The 24,889-nt window shown below is 37.4% G+C and carries 23 protein-coding genes and 1 pseudogene; 1 reads left to right on the top strand and 23 read right to left on the bottom strand.

The features are described 5' to 3' along the window. Positions 1-113: 113 nt before the first annotated feature. The 11 genes from EIG86_RS00930 to EIG86_RS00880 form a co-directional block, all read right to left on the bottom strand. Positions 114-689 carry a hypothetical protein gene (locus EIG86_RS00930; protein WP_127844271.1) on the bottom strand — a complete coding sequence of 192 codons (576 nt, stop codon included), beginning with the start codon at positions 687-689 and terminating at the stop codon, positions 114-116. A 347-nt stretch (positions 690-1,036) separates the two neighbouring features. Further along, the gene (locus EIG86_RS00925) at positions 1,037-3,001 is read right to left on the bottom strand and encodes a heavy metal translocating P-type ATPase (protein WP_127844270.1); all 1,965 of its coding nucleotides are present in this window, start codon (positions 2,999-3,001) and stop codon (positions 1,037-1,039) included. Positions 3,002-3,034: 33 nt separating this feature from the next. Next, positions 3,035-3,826: a cation transporter gene (locus EIG86_RS00920; protein WP_181898143.1), complete on the bottom strand. Its 792-nt coding sequence runs from the start codon at positions 3,824-3,826 to the stop codon at positions 3,035-3,037. A 27-nt stretch (positions 3,827-3,853) separates the two neighbouring features. Continuing rightward, positions 3,854-4,276: a Fur family transcriptional regulator gene (locus EIG86_RS00915; RefSeq protein ID WP_125466306.1), complete on the bottom strand. Its 423-nt coding sequence runs from the start codon at positions 4,274-4,276 to the stop codon at positions 3,854-3,856. Beyond that, positions 4,269-4,910: a cation diffusion facilitator family transporter gene (locus EIG86_RS00910; protein WP_127844269.1), complete on the bottom strand. Its 642-nt coding sequence runs from the start codon at positions 4,908-4,910 to the stop codon at positions 4,269-4,271. The genes EIG86_RS00915 and EIG86_RS00910 overlap by 8 nt, the downstream gene beginning before the upstream one ends. 77 nt (positions 4,911-4,987) lie before the next feature. Further along, entirely contained in the window at positions 4,988-5,404 is a 417-nt protein-coding gene (locus EIG86_RS00905; protein WP_127844268.1) for a Fur family transcriptional regulator, read from the bottom strand. Next, positions 5,391-5,753 (bottom strand): P-II family nitrogen regulator, encoded by a 363-nt coding sequence (locus tag EIG86_RS00900; RefSeq protein WP_127844267.1) that lies wholly within the window; start codon positions 5,751-5,753, stop codon positions 5,391-5,393. The genes EIG86_RS00905 and EIG86_RS00900 overlap by 14 nt, the downstream gene beginning before the upstream one ends. 93 nt (positions 5,754-5,846) lie before the next feature. Then, positions 5,847-7,070, bottom strand: coding sequence for an efflux RND transporter periplasmic adaptor subunit (locus EIG86_RS00895; RefSeq protein ID WP_192901692.1), 1,224 nt, complete (start codon positions 7,068-7,070; stop codon positions 5,847-5,849). Positions 7,071-7,090: 20 nt separating this feature from the next. Next, positions 7,091-11,524, bottom strand: a complete 4,434-nt coding sequence (locus tag EIG86_RS00890; RefSeq protein WP_127844266.1) for a CusA/CzcA family heavy metal efflux RND transporter — start codon at positions 11,522-11,524, stop codon at positions 7,091-7,093. Positions 11,525-11,620: 96 nt separating this feature from the next. After that, positions 11,621-11,932 (bottom strand): DUF6660 family protein, encoded by a 312-nt coding sequence (locus EIG86_RS00885; protein WP_127844265.1) that lies wholly within the window; start codon positions 11,930-11,932, stop codon positions 11,621-11,623. A 58-nt stretch (positions 11,933-11,990) separates the two neighbouring features. Continuing rightward, positions 11,991-12,335: an argonaute/piwi family protein gene (locus EIG86_RS00880; protein ID WP_127844264.1), complete on the bottom strand. Its 345-nt coding sequence runs from the start codon at positions 12,333-12,335 to the stop codon at positions 11,991-11,993. A 255-nt stretch (positions 12,336-12,590) separates the two neighbouring features. On the opposite strand from EIG86_RS00880, the pseudogene EIG86_RS00875 reads away from it, so the two are divergent. Next, positions 12,591-12,971: pseudogene (locus tag EIG86_RS00875) on the top strand (IS110 family transposase); the annotation flags it as partial. Positions 12,972-13,079: 108 nt separating this feature from the next. Here the strand turns inward: EIG86_RS00875 and EIG86_RS00870 are convergent. The 12 genes from EIG86_RS00870 to EIG86_RS00815 all read right to left on the bottom strand — a co-directional run bounded on the left by EIG86_RS00870 (position 13,080) and on the right by EIG86_RS00815 (position 24,888). Next, positions 13,080-14,318, bottom strand: a complete 1,239-nt coding sequence (locus EIG86_RS00870; RefSeq protein ID WP_127844263.1) for an MFS transporter — start codon at positions 14,316-14,318, stop codon at positions 13,080-13,082. Beyond that, positions 14,319-16,421: a copper-translocating P-type ATPase gene (locus tag EIG86_RS00865; protein ID WP_127844262.1), complete on the bottom strand. Its 2,103-nt coding sequence runs from the start codon at positions 16,419-16,421 to the stop codon at positions 14,319-14,321. Between the two features lie 18 nt (positions 16,422-16,439). Then, positions 16,440-16,733, bottom strand: a complete 294-nt coding sequence (locus EIG86_RS00860) for a phosphoribosylpyrophosphate synthetase (protein WP_127844261.1) — start codon at positions 16,731-16,733, stop codon at positions 16,440-16,442. Positions 16,734-16,739: 6 nt separating this feature from the next. Then, positions 16,740-17,318 (bottom strand): hypothetical protein, encoded by a 579-nt coding sequence (locus tag EIG86_RS00855; protein WP_192901693.1) that lies wholly within the window; start codon positions 17,316-17,318, stop codon positions 16,740-16,742. 153 nt (positions 17,319-17,471) lie between these two features. Then, complete coding sequence (locus tag EIG86_RS00850) at positions 17,472-18,014, bottom strand: AAA family ATPase (RefSeq protein WP_127844260.1); 543 nt, start codon at positions 18,012-18,014, stop codon at positions 17,472-17,474. A gap of 18 nt (positions 18,015-18,032) precedes the next feature. After that, positions 18,033-19,406, bottom strand: coding sequence for an MBL fold metallo-hydrolase RNA specificity domain-containing protein (locus EIG86_RS00845; protein ID WP_127844259.1), 1,374 nt, complete (start codon positions 19,404-19,406; stop codon positions 18,033-18,035). Positions 19,407-19,421: 15 nt separating this feature from the next. After that, positions 19,422-19,676, bottom strand: a complete 255-nt coding sequence (locus EIG86_RS00840; protein ID WP_127844258.1) for a hypothetical protein — start codon at positions 19,674-19,676, stop codon at positions 19,422-19,424. Between the two features lie 39 nt (positions 19,677-19,715). Continuing rightward, positions 19,716-20,561 carry an ATP cone domain-containing protein gene (locus EIG86_RS00835; RefSeq protein WP_127844257.1) on the bottom strand — a complete coding sequence of 282 codons (846 nt, stop codon included), beginning with the start codon at positions 20,559-20,561 and terminating at the stop codon, positions 19,716-19,718. Between the two features lie 2 nt (positions 20,562-20,563). Beyond that, positions 20,564-21,394: a universal stress protein gene (locus tag EIG86_RS00830; protein ID WP_127844256.1), complete on the bottom strand. Its 831-nt coding sequence runs from the start codon at positions 21,392-21,394 to the stop codon at positions 20,564-20,566. Between the two features lie 32 nt (positions 21,395-21,426). Continuing rightward, positions 21,427-22,488 (bottom strand): class I fructose-bisphosphate aldolase, encoded by a 1,062-nt coding sequence (locus tag EIG86_RS00825; protein ID WP_127844255.1) that lies wholly within the window; start codon positions 22,486-22,488, stop codon positions 21,427-21,429. A gap of 11 nt (positions 22,489-22,499) precedes the next feature. After that, positions 22,500-23,513, bottom strand: a complete 1,014-nt coding sequence (locus EIG86_RS00820) for a type II glyceraldehyde-3-phosphate dehydrogenase (protein WP_127844254.1) — start codon at positions 23,511-23,513, stop codon at positions 22,500-22,502. A gap of 19 nt (positions 23,514-23,532) precedes the next feature. After that, the gene (locus EIG86_RS00815; RefSeq protein ID WP_127844253.1) at positions 23,533-24,888 is read right to left on the bottom strand and encodes an APC family permease; all 1,356 of its coding nucleotides are present in this window, start codon (positions 24,886-24,888) and stop codon (positions 23,533-23,535) included. Position 24,889 lies beyond the last annotated feature (1 nt).

Here is a 24,889-nt window from a genome sequence, read left to right as displayed (position 1 = left end):
ATATGACAAGTAAGGTGCAGAAAAGAGCGAAATTTTCGGTTTAGCACAGGTTTTAGCAATTTCAAGTGGATTCGTACGTGGTTTCCCTAAGGTTTGGGACATCGTGATTGCGGTTATACATTGTTAGGGCACGTTTTTTTTCGTCCAAGAAAGTCCATTGTGTCAACATTTACACTAATAAAAAAGTCGTCCATAAGTTTGTTGATGAACGAATCATAATCATTGAATACTTCTTTGATTTTTTTAAAATCCGTTTCGTTCGATTCGTGCAAATGTTCCACTTTCTTCGGATGAATTAATTCGTCCCTTTTTTTCTTTAATTTTTTCAAGTCAAAATATTTCTCGTCAAAATACTTTTTTTGTATTTCTGTTTTATTCCAGGTTTTACAAACTTGTTTAAATGTTTTTTTAAATTTAGTTTCAAAGTCATCTCTGTCTGAGTAGTTTTTGTATTTGTCTAGATTATTTAGTCCAAAAATATCTGCTTCAATGATTGAGAACAAACCTTTCAGACAAGCTCTATATAAAGCATCAAATTCAGTTTTATTAGATTTATGTTTTTCGGTCACATTGAGCAATTCCATATAATCTTTCCGAATTATATTATGGGTTTTCTGATATTTTCCCATAGCCGCTCCAGCTTTTAGAAGTTCAGAGTAATCGTTATATTTTTTCGAATGATTTCCCATTTTTTGTTCAAATGTGCCCTAACGGTCTAGTATAAGAATAGTAGCGGGTTTTTTTGCACTAACTTTTCGGTTAAACACAGACCTTTTTTATATTTACTTACTTTGGTTTTAGCGATTAAACCGCTATTATTTTTATACATTGTTGTGCATAGTGCTTTTCACGTTCTGCTTGGTTTTCCGATGTTTCATATTTAGTTCGGAATGAGCGTTGGCAAGACATACTCTTTTGCAATTTTTGGCGCAGTGTTGGCTTTAGCGAATTGCAAATGTGTATGGCTTTGAGCGTTGACGTTTAGCTTATCGTATGTTCAAGTTTATACCAAATCTTTTTCCGCTCCCAAATTCAATCAACCCCATTTCATTTTCTGTAATCTTACTGCGTTTAAGATTGCCAATAATGCTACGCCTACATCTGCAAAAACGGCTTCCCACATTGTGGCTAATCCACCTGCCCCTAAAATCAGTACAATTACTTTGACACCAAATGCCAAACCTATATTCTGCCAAACTATTTTTCGTGTAGAACGACTTATTTTAATCGCCTTTACCACTTTTGAAGGTTGGTCTGTTTGAATAATAACATCTGCTGTTTCAATAGCTACATCACTTCCTAAACCACCCATTGCAATACCTACATCACTTGCTGCTAAAACTGGTGCGTCATTAATGCCATCACCTATAAAGGCTATTTTGTTTTCAGGATTTTTCTTTAAAATTTCAACTTCGTTTAACTTATCTTCTGGTAATAAACCACCTTTAGCATTTTCAATATTTAGTTCTTTAGCGACTTGTTGAGTAATGGAATCTTTATCACCAGAAAGCATCATAATATTTTTAATGCCTACTTTGTGTAATGCTGTAATTGTTTCTTTTGCATCTTCCTTTAATTCATCTGCTATGACTACATAACCTGCAAATTGATTATCGATTGCAACTAATACTATCGATTCTACAATAGATTCCGTTTCCGTTGGAACATTTATATTATTCGCAGTCATTAAGGCTTTATTTCCTACTAAAACTGTTTTACCATTTACAATGCCTTTTAATCCTTTACCTGCAATTTCAGAAACGTCTTGAGCTTCAAAATCTTCTCCTTCTGATTTATACTCTAAAATTGCTTTAGCAATTGGATGCGTGGATTGTTCTTCCATCGCCATTAAATATTGCATAAATTCGGTTTCATTCCAACCAATTGCTTTTACTTCTTTGATTTTAAAAACACCTTTGGTAACGGTTCCTGTTTTGTCCATTACCAAAGTATTTATCTTGGTCATTGCATCTAAAAATGAAGCACCTTTAAATAATATTCCATTTTTTGAAGCTGCTCCCAATCCACCGAAATATCCTAATGGAATTGAAATCACTAACGCACAAGGACAAGATATTACCAAGAAAATTAATGCTCTGTATAACCAATCTCTAAACACATAATCATCTACAAAAAAGTATGGTATAAAAGTTACACCAATAGCTAAAAACACTACAATTGGTGTGTAGATACGAGCAAACTGTCTGATGAATAATTCTGTTTTAGACTTACGAGCTGTAGCATTTTGAACCAAGTCTAATATTCTCGCAATAGAACTATCTTCAAAGGTGTTGGTTACCTCAACTTCAACAACACTTTCTAAATTGATACTACCTGCGTAAACCTTTGCATCTTTCTGAATAGAATCTGGTTTGCTTTCGCCTGTTAATGCTGCGGTGTTTAGAGATGCTTTTTCGGATAATAAAATACCATCCAATGGAATTTTTTCACCTACTCGAATTTGTATTTTCTCGCCAATATTTACAGCTTCTGGCGACACACTTATATAATCACCATCACGAAATACATTAGCTTCTTTTGGTCTAACATCTAATAAGGCTTTAATATTTCCTTTTGCTCTATTAACTGCTGCGTTTTGAAATAATTCTCCTACTGCATAAAATAGCATTACTGCAACACCTTCGGGATATTCGCCAATGGCAAAAGCCCCTAAAGTGGCTATGGACATTAAGAAGAATTCCGTAAAAAAATCACCATTTTTAATACTTTTCCAGCCTTCTCTTATCACCGGAAAACCTACAGGGATATAGGCTACCGTGTACCATACTACGCGAATCCATCCTTTGAAGAAAGGAAACGCATCAAAGTAATCAATAGCGATTCCGGCTATCAACATCACAAAGCTGAAAATAGCCGGTAGATAGGTTCTAAAATTTGAAATTTCTTCAGGGCTGCTATGGTTATGGCCATCGTCGTGACTGTGCTCGCCTTGTTGTTTTTTTGGTTCTAAGTCACGTAAGTTTATTTTTTTCTTTTTCATATGTTCTAACCAAGTTTGATATCATTTTAAAAACTACTTCGATAATTTCAATATTCTCAATGCACCGCGCATTACAAAAGTGAAAACGATGCCGCCAATCACTAAATCGGGCCATTTACTATTCAGAAAATAAACCAGCACCCCAGCTACTATAACACCACCATTAACAATAATATCATTGGATGTAAAAATGGCACTTGCCTGCATATGAGCCTCTTGACTCTTTGCCTTGTTGATGAGCCAGAGCGATATCAAATTACCTGCCAATGCGAAAATTGAAACGATAATCATCCATTGAAACAAGGGTGTTTCGGTATTGCTAAAAAACCTTCTCAAGACCTCTGCAAACCCAAGTGTTGCCAATGCCATCTGAAAGTATCCGCTGTATTTCGCAACCTTCTTTTTTCTTGAAATGGCACCGCCTACCGCAAATAGGCTTAATGCATATACGATGGAATCTGCCAGCATATCTAATGAGTCTGCCACAAGACCCATCGAAGAAGAAATCCAACCGGTGGTCATTTCGATAACGAAAAAGCCAAAGTTGATGCCCAAGACCCACCATAGGATTCTTTTTTGTTTGGATTGGTCTTCCATTACGGGTGGTTCGGCTTCTGTGGTTCCTTCTAAGGAATCCCCAAGTTTTAAGCTGGCTATAGACGTTTTTATCGCCTTGACGTCGTCCACGTGATATACTTCCAATTTTCTGTTTGGAATATCAAAATCCAAGTGTTTTACTTGAGCATAAGACTCTAACTTCATCCGAATCATCTGCTCTTCTGAAGGGCAGTCCATTTTAGTTATTATAAAAGTGCTTTTTTTCAAAATCAATCTAATTTGTTCGTTTGTTTATTAAAGTAAATTACTGCTGCATTTTTCGCATATTCCCGTAACCACGAGATTAACATCCTCTGCCAAATATCCATCTGGCAAATTGATATGCGGGATTTTTTGTTCCGTTAAACAAACTGTTTCGTCACAGTTAGTGCAATGAAAATGTAAATGCAAATCCTGTTCTATTTCACAATTACAGCCTTCTTCACAAAGTGCGTATTTAGAGATTCCAGTTCCGTCATCTATGTGATGCACCACGTTTTTTTCTTCAAACGTTTTTAGGGTTCGGTACAATGTGGTTCTATCCGCTTTTGCGAAAGCATTCTGAATATCAGTCAGGGCGATGGCGGCATCCCTATCGGCCATATACTTATAAATCAAGATGCGCATTGCGGTGGGACGCACGTTATGGTCATTTAATGTTTTTTCAATTTCAGTCATTTTGTGCGGTGTTATAATTGATATTTTTAGCTTTATTGTAGGCTTCATAGCCTTCTTTTGCCGCATAGGGCACGATAAGTAATGCCGCCACAGGATCTGCCCACCACCAGCCTAACCAGTTGACCAATAGCAATCCTATAAGTACGACCACGGTTTGGTATAAGCAAATAAAGGTGTCTTTAGCATCAGCCAGCAAGGCTGGACTGTCCAGTTTCTTTCCATATTTTCTTTTGAAATATATTAGAATTGGATTTACAGCGAGGGAAACCAATAATATAATCAGTCCCATCGTGCTCCAGTTTGCGGTTTCCTGACTAAGGAGTTTTGTGATTGAATCATACGAGATGAATATGCAGACCAACGTAAATGATACTGCAATTACATAAAGGGTGATCTTCTTGCGTTTTTTGACTTTTTCTTCGTCAATGCCCTTGAGCTCGCCGTGCAGCCGCCAGCCTAAAGTGGCCGCACTTATCACTTCTATTGTACTGTCCAGTGCCCATCCTATCAGAGCAGAACTATTGGCAGTTATTCCTGCAATTAGAGATACTATTACTTCAATGGTATCATAAATGACATTCCATATTTGAAGCGTTCTTGCCTTTTTTAAATCGTTTTTTCTTTCGGTTTCCATAAGCTGATTTTGGTAATCTCCATACTATATAGTTCCATTTTCACCTCTTTTTTATATGCTTCCTTCCTCTTCAAAAATTAAACACCACTACATTTCTCACATATTCCCTTTACTACCAGGTTTACATTTTCTGCCATATATCCCTCTGGCAGGTTAATATGTGGAATCTTATGATCGGTCAAACAAACAGTTTCATCACAATTATTGCAATGAAAGTGGATGTGTAAGTCCTGTTCTACCTCACAACTACAATTACTTTCACAAAGCGCATATTTTGGTATACCTGTGCCATCATCTATTTGATGCACAATATTCTTTGCTTCAAATGTGCGTATTGTTCGAGATAATGTAGCCCGATCTGCTTTTCCAAAAGCATTTTCAATTTCGGTAAGGGTTACAGACCGATCTTTTTTAGCCATAAATTTATAGATCAGTATACGCATGGCTGTTGGACGAACTTCGTATGCCTCTAAAATTTTCTCAACTTCCTTCATTTTCATCCTTATTTGAGTCATATCGTTTCAAAGATTCCCCGGTTTTTATCTGGAAAGCATCTTCAATATCGGAAAGATAAATTATGCCATCACCTGGATCCGGTGTTTTCCCGTTTTCCAGCATGATATTGATAGCTGATTGGGCTTCTTCATTTTGACATACCAGTTCTAACTTTACCACCGGACTGTCGGTTACACGGAAATCTAAAGAAGGTGATGCGCCTTTTGCTTTAAATGCCCCCGTTCCTTCTCCCTGGGAAAGGGTCATACTTTTAAATCCGCTTTCACTAAGAGCTTCAATTACTTTTTGAACCCTTTTCGGTTTTATAAATGCTTTTATTTCTTTCATCGCTGTTTTATTAATTCTATATTAAGGATGAACCCTCTGGAACTTTAATCAAAACAAACATTTAACAGAGAGCCATCCATCTATATTCTTAATTTAATGACCATGGGAAGTCTGGCTTTTCTGCATTTCAGATACAAGGTAATAGGCATTATTATATGCAACTAAAGTACCTTCCGAAAGTGGCTCCAGCAGTTTAATTTCAACCCAACCATCTTCATTAATCCCCGTTCTCACCTGTACTGGTTTTAGTTCCCACTCGGTTTTACTATCTTTCTGATGCTTTTGGGCCGTAAAGATGTAAGGATTTCCCTCTTCTTCAATCACTGCCTCTTCCGGTAATGCAGTTACCGCATCTTCTCCTGTTCTAATTTTTCCTTTGATATACATACCAGGAATAAGATAATCTTTCTTATTATCTATTTCTGCATGTACGTGTACCGCTTTGGGGTTTTGTTCAAATTGTTTTCCCATGGAATAAATCTCTCCCGTTAAATTACTTCCAGGAACCGATTCCAGCGTAAAAGAAATTTTTTGACCTTCTTTAACCTTATAAATATCTTTTTCAAAAACCATTAGATCGGCATGAACATGTTCATTATCAACTACCATAAACATACTGGTTTGTGGTTCTACATATTGGCCAATTTGCACCTTTACTTTTTCTATATAACCTTCAATAGGACTAACTACCGGGATATATTCGTAAAGTTCCCCATTTCTAACCCTGGAAACACTAAGGTTTAACTGACGTAATTGTGATTCATATCCACGTACTTCACCTTGTACAGACTGATAATCTGCCTGTGTTTGTTGAAAAGATTTCCCCGACCCTACTTCGGCTTCATATAATCGTTTTTGCCTTGCAAATTCCTTTTCCAAAAACTGCATCCGGTTATAGGCGTTAATATAGTCCGTTTGGATTTTCGTCAAAGTAGGATGGGAAAGGTACGCCAGTATCTGACCCTTATTAACTTTATCCCCTTCAATAACTTTTATTGAATTTATATTGCCCCCTAAGACGGCCGTAACTGTAGCTTCGTATTGAGGTGGCACTTCTAGTTGTCCATTGGCTTCCACTATTCCTGATAATGCTTTCTTAGGTAAGGTATCTACTTTGATTCCCAAACTATTAAATTTCATCTCTGAAAGATGTACCGAGCGCATCCCGCCTTCTTCTTCATTGTGACCTTTTGTTTCTTTAGAATCCGATGCTTTAGTCTCCTGAGTATCTTTTTCCGAATTAGAATTTTCTTCACACCCCAAAAACAATGTAAGTGATAAGGCAAGCATTAAAATATTTATTGATCTTATGTTCATATCGTTTTCTTTCTTAGTTTTTAATTTGAATTCTTAAGGTAATATTCCAGTTGGTAACGGCTGTCGAGATAATCATTAAAAGCACTCCAGGCATTTACCTCAATTCTAATGGCATCCCTTATATTTTGAAGGAAAGTTATATAATCTATAGCTCCCTCTTTAAATGCTAATACTGACCCTTCCTGTTGTTCCTGTGCTAAAGGAAGTGCTTCATCCCTATAATAATTCCATGAGTTTCTCCATTTGATATAGTCTTCACGCATATTTTTATAGGCGGTTTCCAGTTCGATTTTATCCTGATAAAAGTTTTGCTCTGCAATCTGTCTATTTACTTGTGCTTCCTGTGTACGGCCTAATTCCGGCCCAAAAAACAGCGGAATTTGAATTCCTATTTGATATTGGAAGAAACCCGATTGCCCGGCTATTTCCTGCCTACCGTACTGACCCTGAAATTTGGGCAAAAATTCAGATTTTCGTTCTCTGGTAACCGCTTTGGCAACATCTATCCTTTGTTCCGAAACCTGTAGCAACGGATGATTTTCAAGCGACTCTACCAGAAAGTTTAAAGGTTCGTCTAAAGTTTCAACAGGCAAATCTGGTACATCATAGATTGTGTCACTAACGAACCATAGGTTTAAACGCTGTATTGATTTCAGGTAATCTCGGTACGATTGTTCCAGCTGTATTTTAACCTCGTTCGCCTGGTTGGAGGTAGCAAGATATTCCAATTTGGAGGTGGCCTCTGTTTCATACCTGATTCTTGCAGCCCTTTCAATATCTTCAAAAATTGAATCCATTTTTCTATAAACCTGGAATGTCCTTTTAGTTGTATAAACCGAGGCCCAGGCCCTGCTTACTTCACGTTCAATTTCCATAGTAGATAACTCTAAGGCACTTTCAGCAAGGGCAACCCTTTCTTTCTGCAATTTTAACCGGGGGGCAATTCCAAAAATATCAATGCCTTGCTGTTGGACGCCAATTTGAGTATAGACCCCATCAGAGCCATTTCCTACTTCTTCTTTTCCTGTAAAGATTTGGGTATTTCCAAAATCATAGGCGGTTTTACGCAATACTTCCTCACTTTCAATTTCAAGTTGAGCAGCTTTTAATTGCGGAAAGTTTTGGATTGCCATTTCTTTAGCCTCTTGCAAACTAATAGTTTGTAAAGAATCCTGTTGTGAATATTCAGATGACATTGCATCAGATTGTGCATTTACAGAAAAGGTTCCGCCTAAAACAAAGCCAATTATCAAAATCGTAGCTAAAGATCGTGAATTGGAAGAACCAAGCTTGTTCTGTTCCTTTTTCTCCCGTCTCTTCTCTACAAATGTATAAAGGACAGGAAGAACCACCAGCGTAAGCAAGGTAGCCGTAAGCATACCACCTATAACAACTGTAGCAAGTGGTTGTTGAACTTCTGCACCGGCAGATGTGGAAAATGCCATTGGTAAAAAACCGAAAATATCTGTTGTTGCTGTTAACATAATAGGTCGTATTCGTTCTTTGGTTCCTGTAAAAATTCTATCTCTTATACTGGTTACTCCTTCTTCTTTTAAAGAATTGAATCTATTTATTAGTACCAGTCCGTTTAAAACTGCAACACCAAACAGAACAATGAAGCCTACACCTGCGGAAATACTAAACGGCATATCTCTTAACCAAAGAGCAAATATTCCTCCAATAGCCGCCAGTGGTATCGCCATATAGATCATGATAGATTGGGAAAAAGATTTTAAGGCAAAATATAGAAGCACGAAAATCAGGAATAATGCTATCGGTACCACAATCACTAATCGATCTTTGGCACTCTGAAGGTTTTCGAATTCCCCACCATAAGTTATATAATACCCGGGAGGTAATTCTAATTCTTCATCTAATCTTTGCTGAATATCATTAACGACTGACTCTACATCCCTTCCCCGGGCATTTACACCCACATAGGTTCTTCTGTAGGTATCATCTCTCGAAATTTGCATAGGGCCCGGAACATATTCGATATCTGCTATTTCTTTTATCGGTACCTGAGTTCCGTCGGGAAGATCGATATACATTCCACGCAAGTCATCAATATTCTTTCTATGTTCTTCATCAAATCTTACTACCAGATCGAATCGCTTTTCTCCTTCAAAAATGACTCCTGCGGTTCCTCCCGCAAAAGCAGTACTTATATAATCACTTGCTTTTTGGATATCCAGGCCATATTGAGCAATTTTATCACGGTTTAATTTCACGGTCATTTGTGGCAGCCCAGATGTTCGTTCAGGGTTAACATCTCCTGCTCCAGGTACGGTCTGGATAATATTAGCCATTTCCTGTACCTTTTCCGACAACACATCCAGGTCCTCCCCATATAGTTTAACCGCAATATCTTCTCTTACTCCTTCTAATAATTCGTTGAACCTTAATTCTACAGGTTGCGTAAACACCAGATTTACCCCTGTAAGTTCTTTATTCAGTTTTTCCTTGATCTGTGCTATAAGTTCTTCTTTAGTTTCAGCAGTTGTCCATTTATCCTTATCCTTTTCAAGGATCAGATACATATCTGCGATATCCATTGGCATTGGATCTGTAGGAATGTCGGCTACTCCAATCCTTGCGGTTACCGTTTTAATTTCAGGGAAATTTTCTAGGAGTATGTTTTCTATTTTTTTGGAAACTTCAATAGATTCTGTTAATGAACTCCCTGGTCTGATCAAAGCCTGCATGGCAATATCTCCTTCATCAAGTTGAGGCACAAATTCTCCTCCCATTCTGGAAAAGATAAAACCGGCTATCACAAGTAGAATGGCGGCGGCCCCAACAACAATGAGCTTCAGTTTTAATGCCCCTTTCAGTAAAGGCATATACACTTTTTGGATTCCACCAATTATCTTATCACTTAACCTTTCCAACCAGCGTTCAAACCTTCCAAACCAGTTCTTTTTATTCTGAATGGGTTTCATAAATAGGGCAGACATCATAGGGACATAGGTAAGACATAAGAAAATAGCTCCAATCATCGCAAAACCGAAGGTATAAGCCATAGGCTTAAACATCTTTCCTTCTACCCCCGTAAGAAAAAGTATAGGAGTGAATACAATAAGAATTATAATCTGTCCAAAAAACGCGGAACTCATCATCGTACTTCCCGCATCATAGGCTACTTTATCCATTTTAGCCTGAGTAAATTTCAGTTTGCCTGATCTAATCCGTTTTTGTATTTCATACACGGTTCCTTCGATGATAATCACTGCACCGTCTATAATGATTCCAAAGTCAATAGCGCCCAAACTCATTAGATTGGCCCAGACATTGAATTGTTTCATTAAAATAAAAGCAAAAAGCAGTGATAAGGGAATAGTGGTAGCAGTAATAAGTCCACCTCTTAGACTACCTAATAACAATACCAGGGCAAAAATCACTATCAATGCACCTTCCAGTAAATTTGTTTTAACAGTATCGGTTGTTCGTGCTATTAATTCACTCCGATCAATAATTGGCTCTATGGTCAGACCTTCAGGAAGTGACTTTTCAACTTCTGCCATCCTATCTTTAACATCCTGAATTACGGCATTGGGATTGGCGCCTTTTAACATCATTATTATCCCGCCTACGGCTTCTTCTCCATCCTGGGTGAAAGCCCCATAGCGTACCTGATTTCCAAACTGAACATCTTCCGCAACATCTCCAATAGTTATCGGAATAGAATTTTCGGTAGTAATAGCAATTTTCCTTATATCCTCCAGTGAACGGATTAAACCTTCACCTCTAATAAAATTTGACATTTTATTTTTCTCAATATAAGCTCCACCGGTATTCACATTGTTTCGGGCCAGCGCCTCATAAACCTCAGAGATACTTATACCCATACTGTTTAATTTCTCAGGATTGATTGCTACCTCATATTGTTTTATGGAGCCTCCAAAAGAATTTACTTCCACCACACCTTCCAGCAAGGTAAGTTGTCGCTTGATTATCCAGTCCTGAATAGTTCGTAGTTCCATGGGAGAATATTCAGTTTCGTATCCCTCCTTTGGCTTTATGGTATACTCATAAATTTGACCTAATCCGGTTGAAATAGGCCCCATTGAAGGACTTCCAAATTTATCGGGTATGGTCTCCCCTAATTCATTAAGTTTCTCCTGTACAAGTTGACGAGGAAGATAGGTTCCCATATCATCTTTGAAAACAATAGTAACTACCGAAAGTCCAAACCGTGAAATAGAGCGAATCTCTGTAACTCCAGGTAAATTACCCATCGAAAGTTCTACGGGATAGGTTACAAATTGTTCAATATCTTCTGTGGCAAGATTTGGCGACTGGGTGATCACCTGAACCTGATTGTTAGTAATATCTGGCACCGATCCCAGGTTGACGGTCATCATGGACCAAATACCTGCTCCAATTATGGTAAGCGTAAGCAAACCAATAATAAATTTGTTATTGATTGAAAAATCAATGATTTTATTAATCATAGAAATAGTTATAATGAATTTATAAATAAAGAATTGTGACCAATTGTTATTATTGGTTACTTGAATTTATAAGATACCTGCGTAAGTAGGTATTCATTATACTTGTGGCGGTTGTAGAATGTTAGGATTGAAGTTTTTTACTAAACTATCTGGGTAATGAAATATTTCTGTAGAAATTTCTGTGTTAGCTATTGTAAAATCTATAATTTCAAAATGGGTTGCGTGTATATGGCAACAATGACATTGACAAAATGGTGAACACATATCTGCATCTTGATGTTGGTGGTTATCACCTAAATCTTGAGAAATTTCTGTTTTAACTTCATTGTCAAAAGTACCTGTATCTTCACAAGGCACTAAATTTAGTGTGAAGATATAGATTGACAATATGAATGCAAAAAATTTCATTAAGGCAAATATAAGAATTTTTTAATGCAATGGTTGTGCAAAGAAAAAAGGCTTCGGATTATAAAAACCATAAGGTTTCTTGACCAAAAGGTGGTATTTCCTTGCTTTCAAAACGAGGTGCTATTTCTGCTACCATTTCAGGGTATTTTATGGTTATAGGTACATTTTGTTGTCTTAATGATTTCCAATACAGTCTACTAAATTGATATACTTGTTCAATTAGCTTTTTAATCATTTTACTATCATTTAAAGCTTCTGGTGTTGGACTTGATATTTTAAGTTTAATAGGAAATGAATAACTTGAATGACTTGGGTATTGAACTGTTGTCTTATACCTTAAATTATTAAATAAAAGATATTTGTGTTCATCTTTCCTGCCTATATTTATAAAAGTACCACTCATAGGTATTAGCTCACCATTCCAATTTTGGTCGAAAGCAATTATATCTTGAGATTTTGTTTTATTGATATTAAGAACAAAAAGAGGATTAAGGTTATGATATACGGTGAAGCTTTAGACTTCGACAACATTGATAATCCCCTCTCTTTTCTACACAGATTTCGTACATCCCGATAGCTATCGGGACTGTGAGGCTTTAGACCTCGTTTTCAAGTTGTTGTGATCACGGTAGTATGCTCTTTCATAAAACCAGTTCTTATGGATAAATATAAAGAAACTTTTGGAGTTGATATCAGTAAAGATGTTTTTGATGTTTATAGCAGTGAAGGAGGTCATTCTCAATTTAAGAATGATTCTTCAGGATTTAAATTATTTGTCAGCACATTAGCAGTAGACACTTTGGTAGTGATGGAAGCCACCGGGTATTACCATTATCGACTTGCACAGTTTCTTTACAAAAACGGTATACCGGTATCGGTAGTAAATCCTTTGTCAGTCAAGCGTTTTATTCAGATGAAATTATCAAAAATAAAGACCGATAAGAGCGATGCCAAGGCTATTTGTGATTATGGGTTATCTACTGAAGTGGCGCTTTATAATGCACTTAATGATGTACAGGCAGAATGTCTTCAGCATTTTCTTTTTCCGAATAATCAAAGCCTTCAATGGTTCCTCCTGTTGTAATAATATGTATCATAATTTAATAAATTTAGTGGGCTGTATAAGTTCTTGGAATTCTCTTAATTATCAATAAGTGATTTTTGAGTATTTGTCATTGGAAGATTTATAAAAATAAAGTAATCCAATAAAGGTAATTATAATGATGCCGGCTATAATGAAGGGATAATAAAACCCACCGGCAATGAGCCAGGTTCCGATGATCGGGCCTAAAATCTGTCCGACACTGTTTGCCGAGGTCTGTACAGAAATATTACTGCCCGCCTTTTCTTTTGAAAGTAAGGAAACGGCTGAAAGTAGGTTAGGGGTTACAATTGCTCCACCAGTGGCGAATGTTACAATCAGTACATAGACATAAATTTCATTGCCGAAAAAAGGAAATGCGATTAGTGAAATGCCTGAAATCAACAATCCGGCTCCAATTTGTTGTTTTGCTGTCAATATTTTCTCTCCATAGGTTGCAAATACTGGCTGTAATACAGCCATTACTATCCCACAGACCATAAAACCAATTCCTATCTGATTACTTGAAAATAGCAACTGATTTTTTCCATAAATTGAAAAAACCGTTTCAAAGAGGGTCACTACAAACTGCATAACAAAAGAGAGCAGTAATAGGACAATAAAGAACCTACTAAAACTAAAATTTAATTTTTGTTTTCCTGAAACAAACCTGCTAACCGGTTTTGTATTCCTAAACGATTTAATCAAAATAACCAATACAGTAAAACCTAAAAGTGCAACCAAAATAAAAGGAACTGAGAACCGGTCCAGATGTAATATCCAAAACGAATATTTAAAGTGTAGGTTAGTTTGGGATAGAAAACTGCCTAAAACAGGGCCAAAAATAACACCAGAGCTAATAGCAACACCAGACCAGGCCATTATTTTGGTTCTCCGTTTTTCTGAAGTAATGTCGCTTAAATATGCGTTGCTAACAGGAATAACTGAAGACGTAAAAATACCTCCAAATATTCGAGCAATATATAGCATTGTCAAAGATGTTGCTAGACCAGTAAGCAATTGCATTATAACAAACCCAATTAGACCGATTAATATAATTGGTTTACGTCCATATCTATCTGAAAGCTTTCCCCATACCACAACAAAAATTAATTGAAATAATGGATAAATGCTTGTAAGCAGTCCAATATGAAAATTGATCGAATCAGTATCGAGGTTAGCTCCTAAAGCAAGCCTTTCGGTATAGTAAGGAAGGGTTGGCAATAAAATACCATAGCCTAACATCACTACAAATAAACTCAACAGGATTAAAAATATCCTGTTGAGTTTTTCTTTTCTTTCCATTTATTTTTTACCGATTTTTCTTTTTAACAATTGTGCATTAATGGCCACTATAATGGTGCTCAAACTCATAAATACAGCTCCAACGGCAGGTCCTAAAACAAAGCCTGAAGAATATAATACACCGGCTGCTAAAGGAATAGCCACTACATTATATCCTGTAGCCCAAATCAAATTCTGAATCATTTTATTGTAGGTGGCTTTTCCAAAGAGAATTAAGTTGGCAATATCCTGTGGGTTACTGTTGACCAGAATGATATCTGCTGTTTCGGCGGCAACGTCAGTACCTGAACCAACGGCAATACCAACATCAGCTTTTGCAAGTGCAGGCGCATCGTTCACGCCGTCTCCTGTCATTGCCACAAACTCTCCCTTACTTTCCAATTCTTTTACTATTTCCACTTTTTGATGTGGCAAAACTTCGGCGTAGTATCCATCCAAGCCGAGTTTATCGCTAACAGCTTTGGCAGTTCTTTCATTATCACCGGTAGCCATTAAAACTTTTATATTATTCTTTTTAAAGACTTTTATAGCCTCGGCAGATTCCGGTCTAATTTCGTCCGCCAATGCTATGTATCCTGCCAGTTTTCCATCAATCAAGACAAAAACAACTGTTTCAGCGGCATCACTGTATGCGTCTTCGGGAATAGTGATTTTTTCATCCCTTAAAAAACCAGGACTAACCACTTTTACTTGCTTACCTTCTACATTGGCCTCAACGCCTTTACCTGTAATTGCATTAAAGTTTTCAGGCTTTGGGATGGTCATATTATCTTCTTTGACTTTTTTAATAATACCTACGGCGATAGGATGTTCCGAACTTTGTTCCAATGCACTCGAAAGCCTTAAAATTTCTTCAGATGAATAAGTTTCGCTAACAGACTCAATTCGAGTAACGCCAAAATCGCCTTTGGTCAATGTTCCCGTTTTATCAAACAATAAAGCTGATATTTTTCGGGATTCTTCAAAAGCTGTCCTATTTCGAATTAATAACCCGTTTTGAGCTGAAACAGCAGTAGAAATAGCAACCACAAGTGGTATGGCAAGACCTAATGCGTGTGGACAAGCAATGACCATAACGGTAACCATTCTTTCTAAAGCATAGACAAATGGAAAGCCTAAAATCAGCCATACCGCTAATGTTCCAAAACCAATACCTAATGCGATATAGGTAAGCCATTTTGCAGCTCTATCCGAGAGGTTTTGCATTTTTGATTTGGTTTTTTGCGCTTCTTCGACCATTGTGATTACCTTGTTGAGATAACTGTCCTTTCCTGTATGCTCTACCTTTACCTTTATGCTGCCATTACCGTTTACCGAACCACCAATAACCTTATCGTTTTCATCTTTTTTTACAGGTTTGGATTCGCCTGTAAGCATAGATTCATTTAGGTAACTTGAACCGTCTACTATAATCCCATCAGCGGGAACTTTTTCACCTGGTTTTACCAAAATCACATCATCTTTTAGTAAATCTTCCAACGGAATATCTTCTATGGTATCACCCTTTACCTTATGGGCTTCTGCGGGCATCATACTTACCAAAAGCTGTAAGGCCTTTGAGGCTCCCAGGACGCTTTTCATCTCTATCCAATGGCCTACCAACATAATAGCAATAAGAGTTGCCAATTCCCAGAAAAAATCAACTCCTTCTAAGCCGAACACCGTTGCCGAACTATAAACGTAAGCCACGGTAATGGCCATAGAAATAAGGGTCATCATCCCTGGTGCACCTTTTTTAACTTCGGACCAGAATCCTTTTAAAAATGGCCAACCACCATAGAAATATACGATTGTGGAAAGTGCAAAAAGGATATATGGATTTCCGGGAAGCAAAAACTCATATCCAAAAAAGTCCTGAATCATCGGCGAGAAGAACAGTATGGGAATAGTAAGTACAAGGGTTACCCAAAACCGTTTTCTAAAATCGGCAATCATCATTTTATGATGGTCGTGCCCGTGTTCTCCGTGCCCTGGATTGTGGCCAGAATGGTCTCCACCTTTGTGGTTCATTTTAGAATGGTCTTCTTTTTTGTGTTTCATCTTCGAATGGTCCATTTTAGAATGGTCCATTTCATCGTGATTGTGGTGTTCGTGATTTTCCATTATTGTCTTGTTTAAGTGTTATCGTAATTTTTTTCTCATAGCTTCCGAAATGTTTTCGGCATAGACGCCATAGGCATCTACCAAAAGTCCTTTAATCCCATTTTTTGATGAAATAGCATAAAGCACACTATTATCGTCGGTACTGCTCATACCCTCAAAACGATGCATCTCGTCAACATTAAAATCTTCTGGGTGTATTTCAATTTTTAGTGAGGCACACTCCAAACATTCTGGTTTTAGGTTAAAATCATATGTATAGCCATTTCCCTTTAAATCGTTTATGGCTTCAGAAAGTGTATCGTAATTTTTCATCTGTCTTTATTTATAGTTTATTGTAAAATAGCTGTTATCTGCTTCTGAAAATTTCTGAAAAGTCAATAAACCTTTTTCATTTAATTTTTCGATAACGGTATAATTGAGTTGCTTAATGCGAATTCCCCAGGCATAGGCTTTAATATTAATTTTTGATTTTATAGTGTTTTTCCCATCCTCTAATTTTCGGTCATAAATTTTTATGATGCTTTTGGAACCAAAAAAGTTTAACAAGCCCGAGTCAAAACTCATTTCCAATTTAATATCTTTCAAGTTTTGTAAATCGTAGAGCTTTTTAAAATTTTCAGAAATGGTATTAATTTCGGTTTCTTTTGATTTTGGCTTGGAAAACGGAAAAGCCATTATCATTACATTGGCGTCATCTGGCTCACAACGGTAGGTAGTAGTGTATTTATCGGTTGATTGTTTGTTTTTGTCAAACAATTCTGTAACTACCTTTATTTCATAATATCCATTTTCCTTTATTGTTTCTCCAGCTTCAAAAGTTTGTTTATTGAGAAAAACACCTTCTTTATCAAAGTTTTCCCGAATAACAACTCTGCCTGAAATCTGCCCAATGAGCATTTCGTTTTGAGCATTTATACCTGTACAGCCCAAAATAAAATAGAACAATGCTGCCGTGAACATCATAGCTGTGCTATATGTTGTAGGATATTTTCTATTGAATTTTCTAAACATTTTCTTTATAAATTACATTTAGATACTTGATCGTGTATGCTATTCTATGTTTTTTAAAATAAATTCTACCCGTTCAGTTGGTGGCAAAACTGGAACAGAAACAATTGGAAATCCCAAGGAAGTGTAAACATCTATTATTAATTGGTGTATTTTCTTTTGAGCCTCTTCATCCTCAGTACGGGCATAATCTTTGGTGAATGGTAATCGGTCTAAAATGAATATTTTTTTATAGGAAGTGTTTTTAACTGCGGTGAGCAGCTTCTCATCATAATCAAGCTTTAAAAATTGATAGTATGCCATAGCATCTGGAATGGCCCTATCTAAGAAAACCAAGTCTTGGGGCAATATGGAAGCTTCTTGTTCTATTTGCATATCCAAGACCCCTATTTGAAATTTCTTACGATTACTTCTTAATTCTTCAACCGTTTGACCTTCAGTACGCATGGTGTCTATATAGTGCCTTGCATGCTCAATGGTTGTTTTATAACCTCTCTCAGCCAGCATATTAATTACAGTGGTTTTTCCAGTACTAGGTCCGCCGGTAATCACTTGCCAGTTCGTGCTTGCTTTTTTGGTTTGCATTTTTATATGATTAACAAATTATACATTTTCTATACTATATAGCTGTGGGATTTCCGAATCCCATTGATAAGTTTCTTTAATTCCTTTCTGCAATGCTTCCGCACTTTCTTTTTCACCGTGTACTATGAAAATGCGTTCGGGTTTGTTTTTTATCTTATCCATCCAGTCCATAAGTTCTGCGTGGTCTGCGTGTGCCGAAAGCCCTTCAATTTCTGCAACTTCCATATCAAAGGGCACCCATTTTCCATACACTTTCAATTCCTTATCGCCTTCCAATAATTTTCTGCCTCGCGTACCTTCAGCTTGATAACCCACAAAGAGCAAAGTGTTGTTTGAATTTTGTGCTTGGGTTTCAAGGTAGTTTAGCATTCTTCCGCCTGTGAGCATTCCGCTTCCTGCAATCACGATTTTTGGTTTGTTATCGGTTCGTAATTCCATAGTTTCCCGATAACTGCTTACGACCGTAAAATGTGAACACATTTCATCACATTCATTCTCATCTAGTCTGTGCCAGTCCCGAGTTCTATGAAACAGTTCCAATACGTTGGCCCCCATTGGACTATCCATAATCATTTGTACTTTGGGGATTTTGTTCTCCTTGAGTAACCTCCAAAAAATCAGCATCATCAATTGGGCGCGTTCTACCGAAAAACTTGGGACAAATAAGCTGCCACCTCTATTAATGGTTTCATTGACCAATTTTTCAATTTGTGGAAGTACTTCTACTTCATCAGGATGAAATCTTCCTCCGTAGGTGGATTCAATAAATAATACATCTGCCTTTTTTGGCTTTAAGGGTGGAAACAGTAATAAATCGTTTGTTCTGCCTATATCGCCAGAAAACACAAAACGTTTTCCGCGTAAATCTAACTCAATGTATGTGGCACCAAGGATGTGTCCGTTGTATTGAAACCTCGCTTTCACATCTTTGAGAATGGGTAACCATTGCGAGGGTGGTACTCCTTTGAAGTAAGGGATTGTTTTTTCTACATCATTTAAATCGTAAAGTGGTTCAGCAGGATTATGTTTGGAATAGCCCTCTTTATTGGCACGTTCGGCTTCCTGTTCTTGTATTTTGGCACTATCATTCAATATGATTTTTGCGATGTCCAAGGTGGGATTGGTGCCGTAAATGGGCCCTTTGAAACCTTGCTTTACCAATCTCGGCAAATATCCTGTATGGTCCATATGGCCGTGGGTAAGCAAAACAGCGTCAATATCAGCAACATTAACGGGTGGATACTCCCAGTTTTTAAGGCGTAATTCCTTTAGCCCTTGAAAAAGACCGCAGTCTATGAGTATCTTTCTATCTCCTGTGTCCACTAAATATTTTGAGCCGGTTACCGTACCTGCTGCACCTAAAAAGTGAATATTTATTTTATTGTTATCCATCTTTATAGCATTTATTTAGTGTCCTCCACAGCAGGACGGTGTATTGCTTTGGTTTTGGCTCGATTTATATAATTTTGTTATCTCATTATATAGATTTCGTGAATCCTCTTTAATATAAAGTGCTACCTTCTTAATAGAGTTAGTTTCTAACTCAACCATATCCAATAGAATTTCTATGGCCTCGTCAAGCAATTTCGGGTCCTCTTCGAGAGCTTCGTAAAACGGCTCAAAATCTAATTGATTCTGTTGTTGTGAATCTTCTTTTTTCATTTGATTTTTTATTTAGAATTATTGATTGTTGCATTGTTTTTATTGATGTACTGAACATAATTTTTCTGAATCTTCTAAAATCTTTTTGTGTCTTTTATTATCAATTCCTATTTTTTCCAAGAGCTTCGGGCTTTCGTGTAGCTCCTTGCAGAGTATGATGCCTTGATCCAATAATTTTGTTTTTTCAGCTTTGGTAAGTGTTGTTAAAGCGGTTAAGGGATGTAGCCCCGATTTATCTATTCTGTCCTTGAGACCATTTCCTCTTGGATAATCCCAACTGGTCATAAGCATTCCAACACATTTCCCGTACTGAATGGCATCGGTTGTGAAACGCGTATTGGTGTAAACCCCGCCTTTATGAATTTTAGCCTCGTGACCTTTTTGGTGTTTCCATTGCTTTTCCACGTCCAAAAACCGTGAATGGATATATAATGGGATTTTTACATTGCAAAACCTGCCTTGGTCACTATGGTATTTACATTCAATCATATAATGTTTATTTCCTTTTTGCGCTATCACATCCACTTCGTGCTGAACGCAATTGCCTTGAACTATGACACCAACCTGTGTTGAAAATCCTTCGTGTGCCAATAGTTTGCCTACTAACTTTTCAAATGGAAAACCGGTTGGACCTAGTTCCATTAAAGCTTTTTTGAGCTTGTACTTTGAGGCACTTACCCTAGATTTTCGTTTTAGCATCTTGAAAGCCAACTGATAGATTTTTTTGGTTGTCATTCCTTCTTCAATCTGCTCTTGTACTTTCCGGGCTATATCCTGAATAATATCCTCATCTGCCCGTGAACGCCGCAGGGAGTTGATGAGTTTGTTTACATCAAAGGCTTCGTACTCACCAGAGTATTTTTTTATTAAGACTGATTTATTCATTGTTACATTTTAATAGTCATTACTGGTAATTCGGAGTGATTGGTTACACCCTCTGCGATGCTTTTAGAGAATAAAGTTAAAAAGCCTGTACGTCCGTGAGTACACATTGCGATTAAATCGGCATTTTTATATCGTAAAAAATTGTTTATCCCTGTTTCTACGTCTTGTTCGTTATATACATTCATTGAGAAGTTATCCAAATCGGGGAATTTTTTCAGGAACTCCTTGATGGGATCCAACCCTTGTTCTATACTGTTAAAATCGGTCTGAGTATTAACCCTCAATAAATGAAGATGTGCACCGCATTTTTCAGCAATCGAAATAACCTGCTTAAATGCATCGCTTACATCTTGAAGAAAATCTGAAACAAAAACAATATTATTAAAAGGAAAAGTTACTTTTTCATCCTTAACCACAATTACAGGGACATCGGCTTTTCTTACAATTTTCTCTACATTGCTTCCCAGTAATTCGCGCACTCCACCTCGGGTGCCGCTGCTTCCTGTAACAATAAAGTCGTGGTGAAAATGACCGGAGTGTTTAAGTATATTTGCCTGTCCGCCATCAAACTCAAGGAACGTCCTGCACTCAAGGCCTTGTCGTTCTGCTTTTTTCTCCAGTTCTCTCAAGGAGGCTTTTGCGATGCCTATTTGCTTTACTATTTCTGGATATCTTTTTTCTTTTTCCTTATCTAGCTCAACCCAGTTTACGGGGGTTTTCATCAAATGGAAAAAATGGATTTCGGAATTGTAAAGCTTTGCCATTTCAATTCCGAGTTCTTCTGCTTTATTGCAATTTTTTGAAAAGTCTGTTGGTACGAGTATGTTTTTCATGATTTATTGTTTTTAAATTGTTTTCGTTATAATTAAGCTATGGTTATACTATCTTCCAGATATACCTGTTGGACGGAGTGCAGTAACTCAATCCCTCTAATAAAAGGCTTTTGAAATGCTTTTCGACCCATAATCAATCCAGAGCCGCCAGCTCTTTTATTGATTAATGCTGTTGTTACCGCTTCGGTCAAATCTGATTCACCTTTAGAGCCACCGCCGGAATTGATCAATCCTATTTTGCCCATATAGCAATTGGCGACTTGTAATCGACAAAGGTCAATGGGATGTTCTGTGGTAAGGGTTTTATACATTTCATCATCATATTTTCCAAATCCTATCTCTTTGAAACCAAAATTATTGGTAGGTAATTTTTGTTTGATGATGTCTGCTTGAATAGTAACACCCAAATGGTTTGCCTGCCCAGTTACATCGGCAGCTGCGTGATAATCTTCCTTGTTGGTTTTAAATGCCTCGTTCCGTGTATAGCACCATAAGATGGTGGCCATTCCCAGATTGTGTGCTTCTTCAAAAGCTTCAGCTATTTCTTTTAGCTGTCTGTTGCTTTCTGCTGAACCAAAATAAATCGTAGCTCCTACGGCAATTGCTCCCATATCCCAGGCATTTTTTACCTTACCAAATAATGTTTGGTCATATTTATTTGGATAGGTAAGTAGCTCGTTATGGTTAATCTTGACGATAAAAGGGATTTTATGGGCATATTTTCGGGCGTTTAATCCTAAAACCCCAAAGGTGGAAGCCACACCATTGCAACCAGCTTCCATAGCAAGTTTTATGATGTTCTCTGGGTCAAAATAATCTGGGTTTTTATAGAATGAAAAGGCCGCGCTATGCTCAATACCTTGGTCAACAGGAAGGATACTTAAATAACCAGTTCCTGCCAGATTTCCGTGATTGTATAATTGGGAAAGGCTACGAAGTACCTGTGAATTTCTGTTGCTATTGCCAAACACCTTGTCTATACTATTTGTGCTTGGTGTTTGTAACTCATCTTTTGTTATTTTTTCACAAACGTGTTCTAAATAGAAGTCTGCTTTTTCTCCTAAAAGTTCTACTATATTCTTGTCTGTTTTCATCTTGATAGTATTTAATGGATTCCTAAACTTTCATTTGTTTTGGCTATGGATTTTGTACCATCTGTTTCAATTCCAGTTAATGCCCTAATAGCATCAATTGTTTCCGGGATTACAATAGCTTGGTTATCGACTACATAGGCATAAAAAAGTTCATCTCCCTGTACTTTGAGCATATCTTCCCACAGCGCAACTTCATACATATCGCCCCAAGGTCTTCCCATATCCAGAAACATTTCTTTAATGGTGTTGTTAGAAACCAAGCCTTGGTCATATCGAATTAGTTTAATACGACTTGAAGTTTTGAAAGCATTTAGCACTTCTTCCTTTGTCGCCTGCTTTTTCAATTTCACATTCCAGTAGTGCATATGGCTCAATGTTTCGGGTACTTTTACCGCTGCGGTGATGACATCCAGTTCTGGGTCAACACTTTTAGCATCTGGACCTTGATGGCTTGGGATATCTTTTTCGGGAACCATCGTATTCATAATACCACCTAAATGACTTTCCCAAGGGTCTGTAGCTCTTCTTAAAAGTGTACCTCTGGCATAATCCAATAAATCGGCTCTTTTTAAAGCGGTCAAGGTTCTTAAAATAGACGTAGTATTACAAGAAACTACTCTTGTCGCATTCAAGTTTAGAGCGGATTTGTAATTATTTTCTGCACTAAAGGAATGCCCTGTGGTTTCGTGTTTTTCGCCACCGTGTAGAATAAATTTGATGTTTTGCTCCTTGTAGATAACGACATTCTGAGCGGCAATTTTTTTGGGTGTACAGTCCACTACAAGGTCTGATTTCTTTAAAAGTTCCTGCATATCGCCTTTTACCGAAATCCCTTCAGATTTCATTTTATCAGCAGCATCTTTAGTTGCTGCATAAATATCATACTCCTTTCTTACGGCATTTTGAATGCGCCAGTCGCTAATGATATCGCAAACTCCCGAAAGCTTCATATCGTTTTGTAAGTTGATGGCATCTGCCACCCTTTTTCCAATGACTCCGTATCCTATAACTGCTACATTTTTCATATAAATTGTTTTTAATTAATTATGTTTTTTTGTTTTTGTCACTTGTATTCTTCATTCCCATCGGCATATTACCTTCATCGTCTGTATGTGAAATCATAAAAAGGCGTTCCGCCACAAGTATTAGAACAATCCCAATTACCGCGACAATAAGAACCAAAGGATCGTTCAGATATTTTATATAAATAAAGGCCGAGAGTACTGCAACATCCAGTATAATGGCAATCACGGGGATAATTGGTTTAAAATCCACTTCTTTTCTAAGATTGCGGAACAGCCCCCAATGGATAGCGATATCCATAATAAGGTAAAAAATAGCCCCAATGGATGCTATCCTTGTCAAATCGAAAAGCACGGTCAGTAAAATGGCGAGGGAAGACGTGAATACTAGTGCTGGATTTTTTAAGCTACCAAGTTTGGTTAAAGAAGGCACCTGTTTCATATTGCTGAGCATTGCCAACAAGCGTGAAGAGGAAAAGATACTGGCAATGACCCCAGAAACCGTGGCAATAATGGCAATGCCAATGGTAATCCAGGAACCCCATTCCCCAAAAACAGGTTTTGCGGCGGCTGCAAGGGCATAATCTTTAGCTTCGATTATTTCAGGAATGCTTAAACCTCCCGCAACAGCTAATGCCAGGGCTACATATATCAGTGTGCAGATAAGTATGGAAAACACGATAGACCTACCAAGATTTTTATGCGGGTTTTTAATATCGCCCCCTTGGTTCGTGATAGTGGTAAAGCCTTTATAAGCAAGGATAGATAACGCCAAAGCGGCCACAAATCCGAAGCCTTGTGGTAATGTCTCAGTATTTTTGGGAATATAGTTTCCCGTAATATCGGCAAAACCTGAAATTGCAAGGCCGGCAGTAGCTAAAATTGCTATTCCCACTACCTTTATAATAGCGGTAAATGTCGCGGTGGCACCAATAACCTTATTGCCCAGGATGTTCACTATATAAGCAACAACAATTAGCCCAACACCCAGGGTAGAGGCATAACCTGCATAGGACTCGGGAAATAGTCTCAACGTATATGCTCCAAAAGTGCCCGCCACCAGACTTTCGGAAACTACCATTGATACGTACATCAGCAAAGAATAAAACCCTGTTGTTGTTCCAGGTCCATAGGATTTGTTAAGGAATTTAACCACACCTCCAGACGATGGAAAAGCATTTGAAAACTTGACATAGGAATATGAGCTAAAACCCACCACAACAGCACCTGCAATAAATGCAATGGGAAATAGATCACCCACCAACTCTGCTATTTGCCCCATAAGGACAAATATGCCAGCACCAATCATTACGCCTGTACCAAGAGATATGGAACCTATTAGGGAAAGCTTATTATTTTTATCTGTGGTGTTTTTCATT

It is taken from the genome of Psychroflexus aestuariivivens (genome assembly GCF_004010055.1).
GTDB lineage: Bacteria > Bacteroidota > Bacteroidia > Flavobacteriales > Flavobacteriaceae > Psychroflexus > Psychroflexus aestuariivivens.
Note: the sequence above shows the minus strand (reverse complement) of the source record. Positions and strands in the feature narration are given on the sequence as shown.

Excerpts from the sequence above, each read along its gene's own strand:
- EIG86_RS00910 (WP_127844269.1), bottom strand. The coding sequence starts at position 4,910 with ATGGAAACCGAAAGAAAAAACGATTTAAAAAAGGCAAGAACGCTTCAA.
- EIG86_RS00870 (WP_127844263.1), bottom strand. The coding sequence starts at position 14,318 with ATGGAAAGAAAAGAAAAACTCAACAGGATATTTTTAATCCTGTTGAGT.
- EIG86_RS00890 (WP_127844266.1), bottom strand. The coding sequence starts at position 11,524 with ATGATTAATAAAATCATTGATTTTTCAATCAATAACAAATTTATTATT.
- EIG86_RS00865 (WP_127844262.1), bottom strand. The coding sequence starts at position 16,421 with ATGGAAAATCACGAACACCACAATCACGATGAAATGGACCATTCTAAA.
- EIG86_RS00850 (WP_127844260.1), bottom strand. The coding sequence starts at position 18,014 with ATGCAAACCAAAAAAGCAAGCACGAACTGGCAAGTGATTACCGGCGGA.
- EIG86_RS00925 (WP_127844270.1), bottom strand. The coding sequence starts at position 3,001 with ATGAAAAAGAAAAAAATAAACTTACGTGACTTAGAACCAAAAAAACAA.
- EIG86_RS00880 (WP_127844264.1), bottom strand. The coding sequence starts at position 12,335 with ATGAGTGGTACTTTTATAAATATAGGCAGGAAAGATGAACACAAATAT.
- EIG86_RS00825 (WP_127844255.1), bottom strand. The coding sequence starts at position 22,488 with ATGAAAACAGACAAGAATATAGTAGAACTTTTAGGAGAAAAAGCAGAC.
- EIG86_RS00860 (WP_127844261.1), bottom strand. The coding sequence starts at position 16,733 with ATGAAAAATTACGATACACTTTCTGAAGCCATAAACGATTTAAAGGGA.
- EIG86_RS00915 (WP_125466306.1), bottom strand. The coding sequence starts at position 4,276 with ATGACTGAAATTGAAAAAACATTAAATGACCATAACGTGCGTCCCACC.
- EIG86_RS00930 (WP_127844271.1), bottom strand. The coding sequence starts at position 689 with ATGGGAAATCATTCGAAAAAATATAACGATTACTCTGAACTTCTAAAA.
- EIG86_RS00820 (WP_127844254.1), bottom strand. The coding sequence starts at position 23,513 with ATGAAAAATGTAGCAGTTATAGGATACGGAGTCATTGGAAAAAGGGTG.
- EIG86_RS00900 (WP_127844267.1), bottom strand. The coding sequence starts at position 5,753 with ATGAAAGAAATAAAAGCATTTATAAAACCGAAAAGGGTTCAAAAAGTA.
- EIG86_RS00840 (WP_127844258.1), bottom strand. The coding sequence starts at position 19,676 with ATGAAAAAAGAAGATTCACAACAACAGAATCAATTAGATTTTGAGCCG.
- EIG86_RS00855 (WP_192901693.1), bottom strand. The coding sequence starts at position 17,318 with ATGCTCATTGGGCAGATTTCAGGCAGAGTTGTTATTCGGGAAAACTTT.
- EIG86_RS00845 (WP_127844259.1), bottom strand. The coding sequence starts at position 19,406 with ATGGATAACAATAAAATAAATATTCACTTTTTAGGTGCAGCAGGTACG.
- EIG86_RS00815 (WP_127844253.1), bottom strand. The coding sequence starts at position 24,888 with ATGAAAAACACCACAGATAAAAATAATAAGCTTTCCCTAATAGGTTCC.
- EIG86_RS00905 (WP_127844268.1), bottom strand. The coding sequence starts at position 5,404 with ATGAAGGAAGTTGAGAAAATTTTAGAGGCATACGAAGTTCGTCCAACA.
- EIG86_RS00885 (WP_127844265.1), bottom strand. The coding sequence starts at position 11,932 with ATGAAATTTTTTGCATTCATATTGTCAATCTATATCTTCACACTAAAT.
- EIG86_RS00895 (WP_192901692.1), bottom strand. The coding sequence starts at position 7,070 with ATGAACATAAGATCAATAAATATTTTAATGCTTGCCTTATCACTTACA.
- EIG86_RS00830 (WP_127844256.1), bottom strand. The coding sequence starts at position 21,394 with ATGAAAAACATACTCGTACCAACAGACTTTTCAAAAAATTGCAATAAA.
- EIG86_RS00835 (WP_127844257.1), bottom strand. The coding sequence starts at position 20,561 with ATGAATAAATCAGTCTTAATAAAAAAATACTCTGGTGAGTACGAAGCC.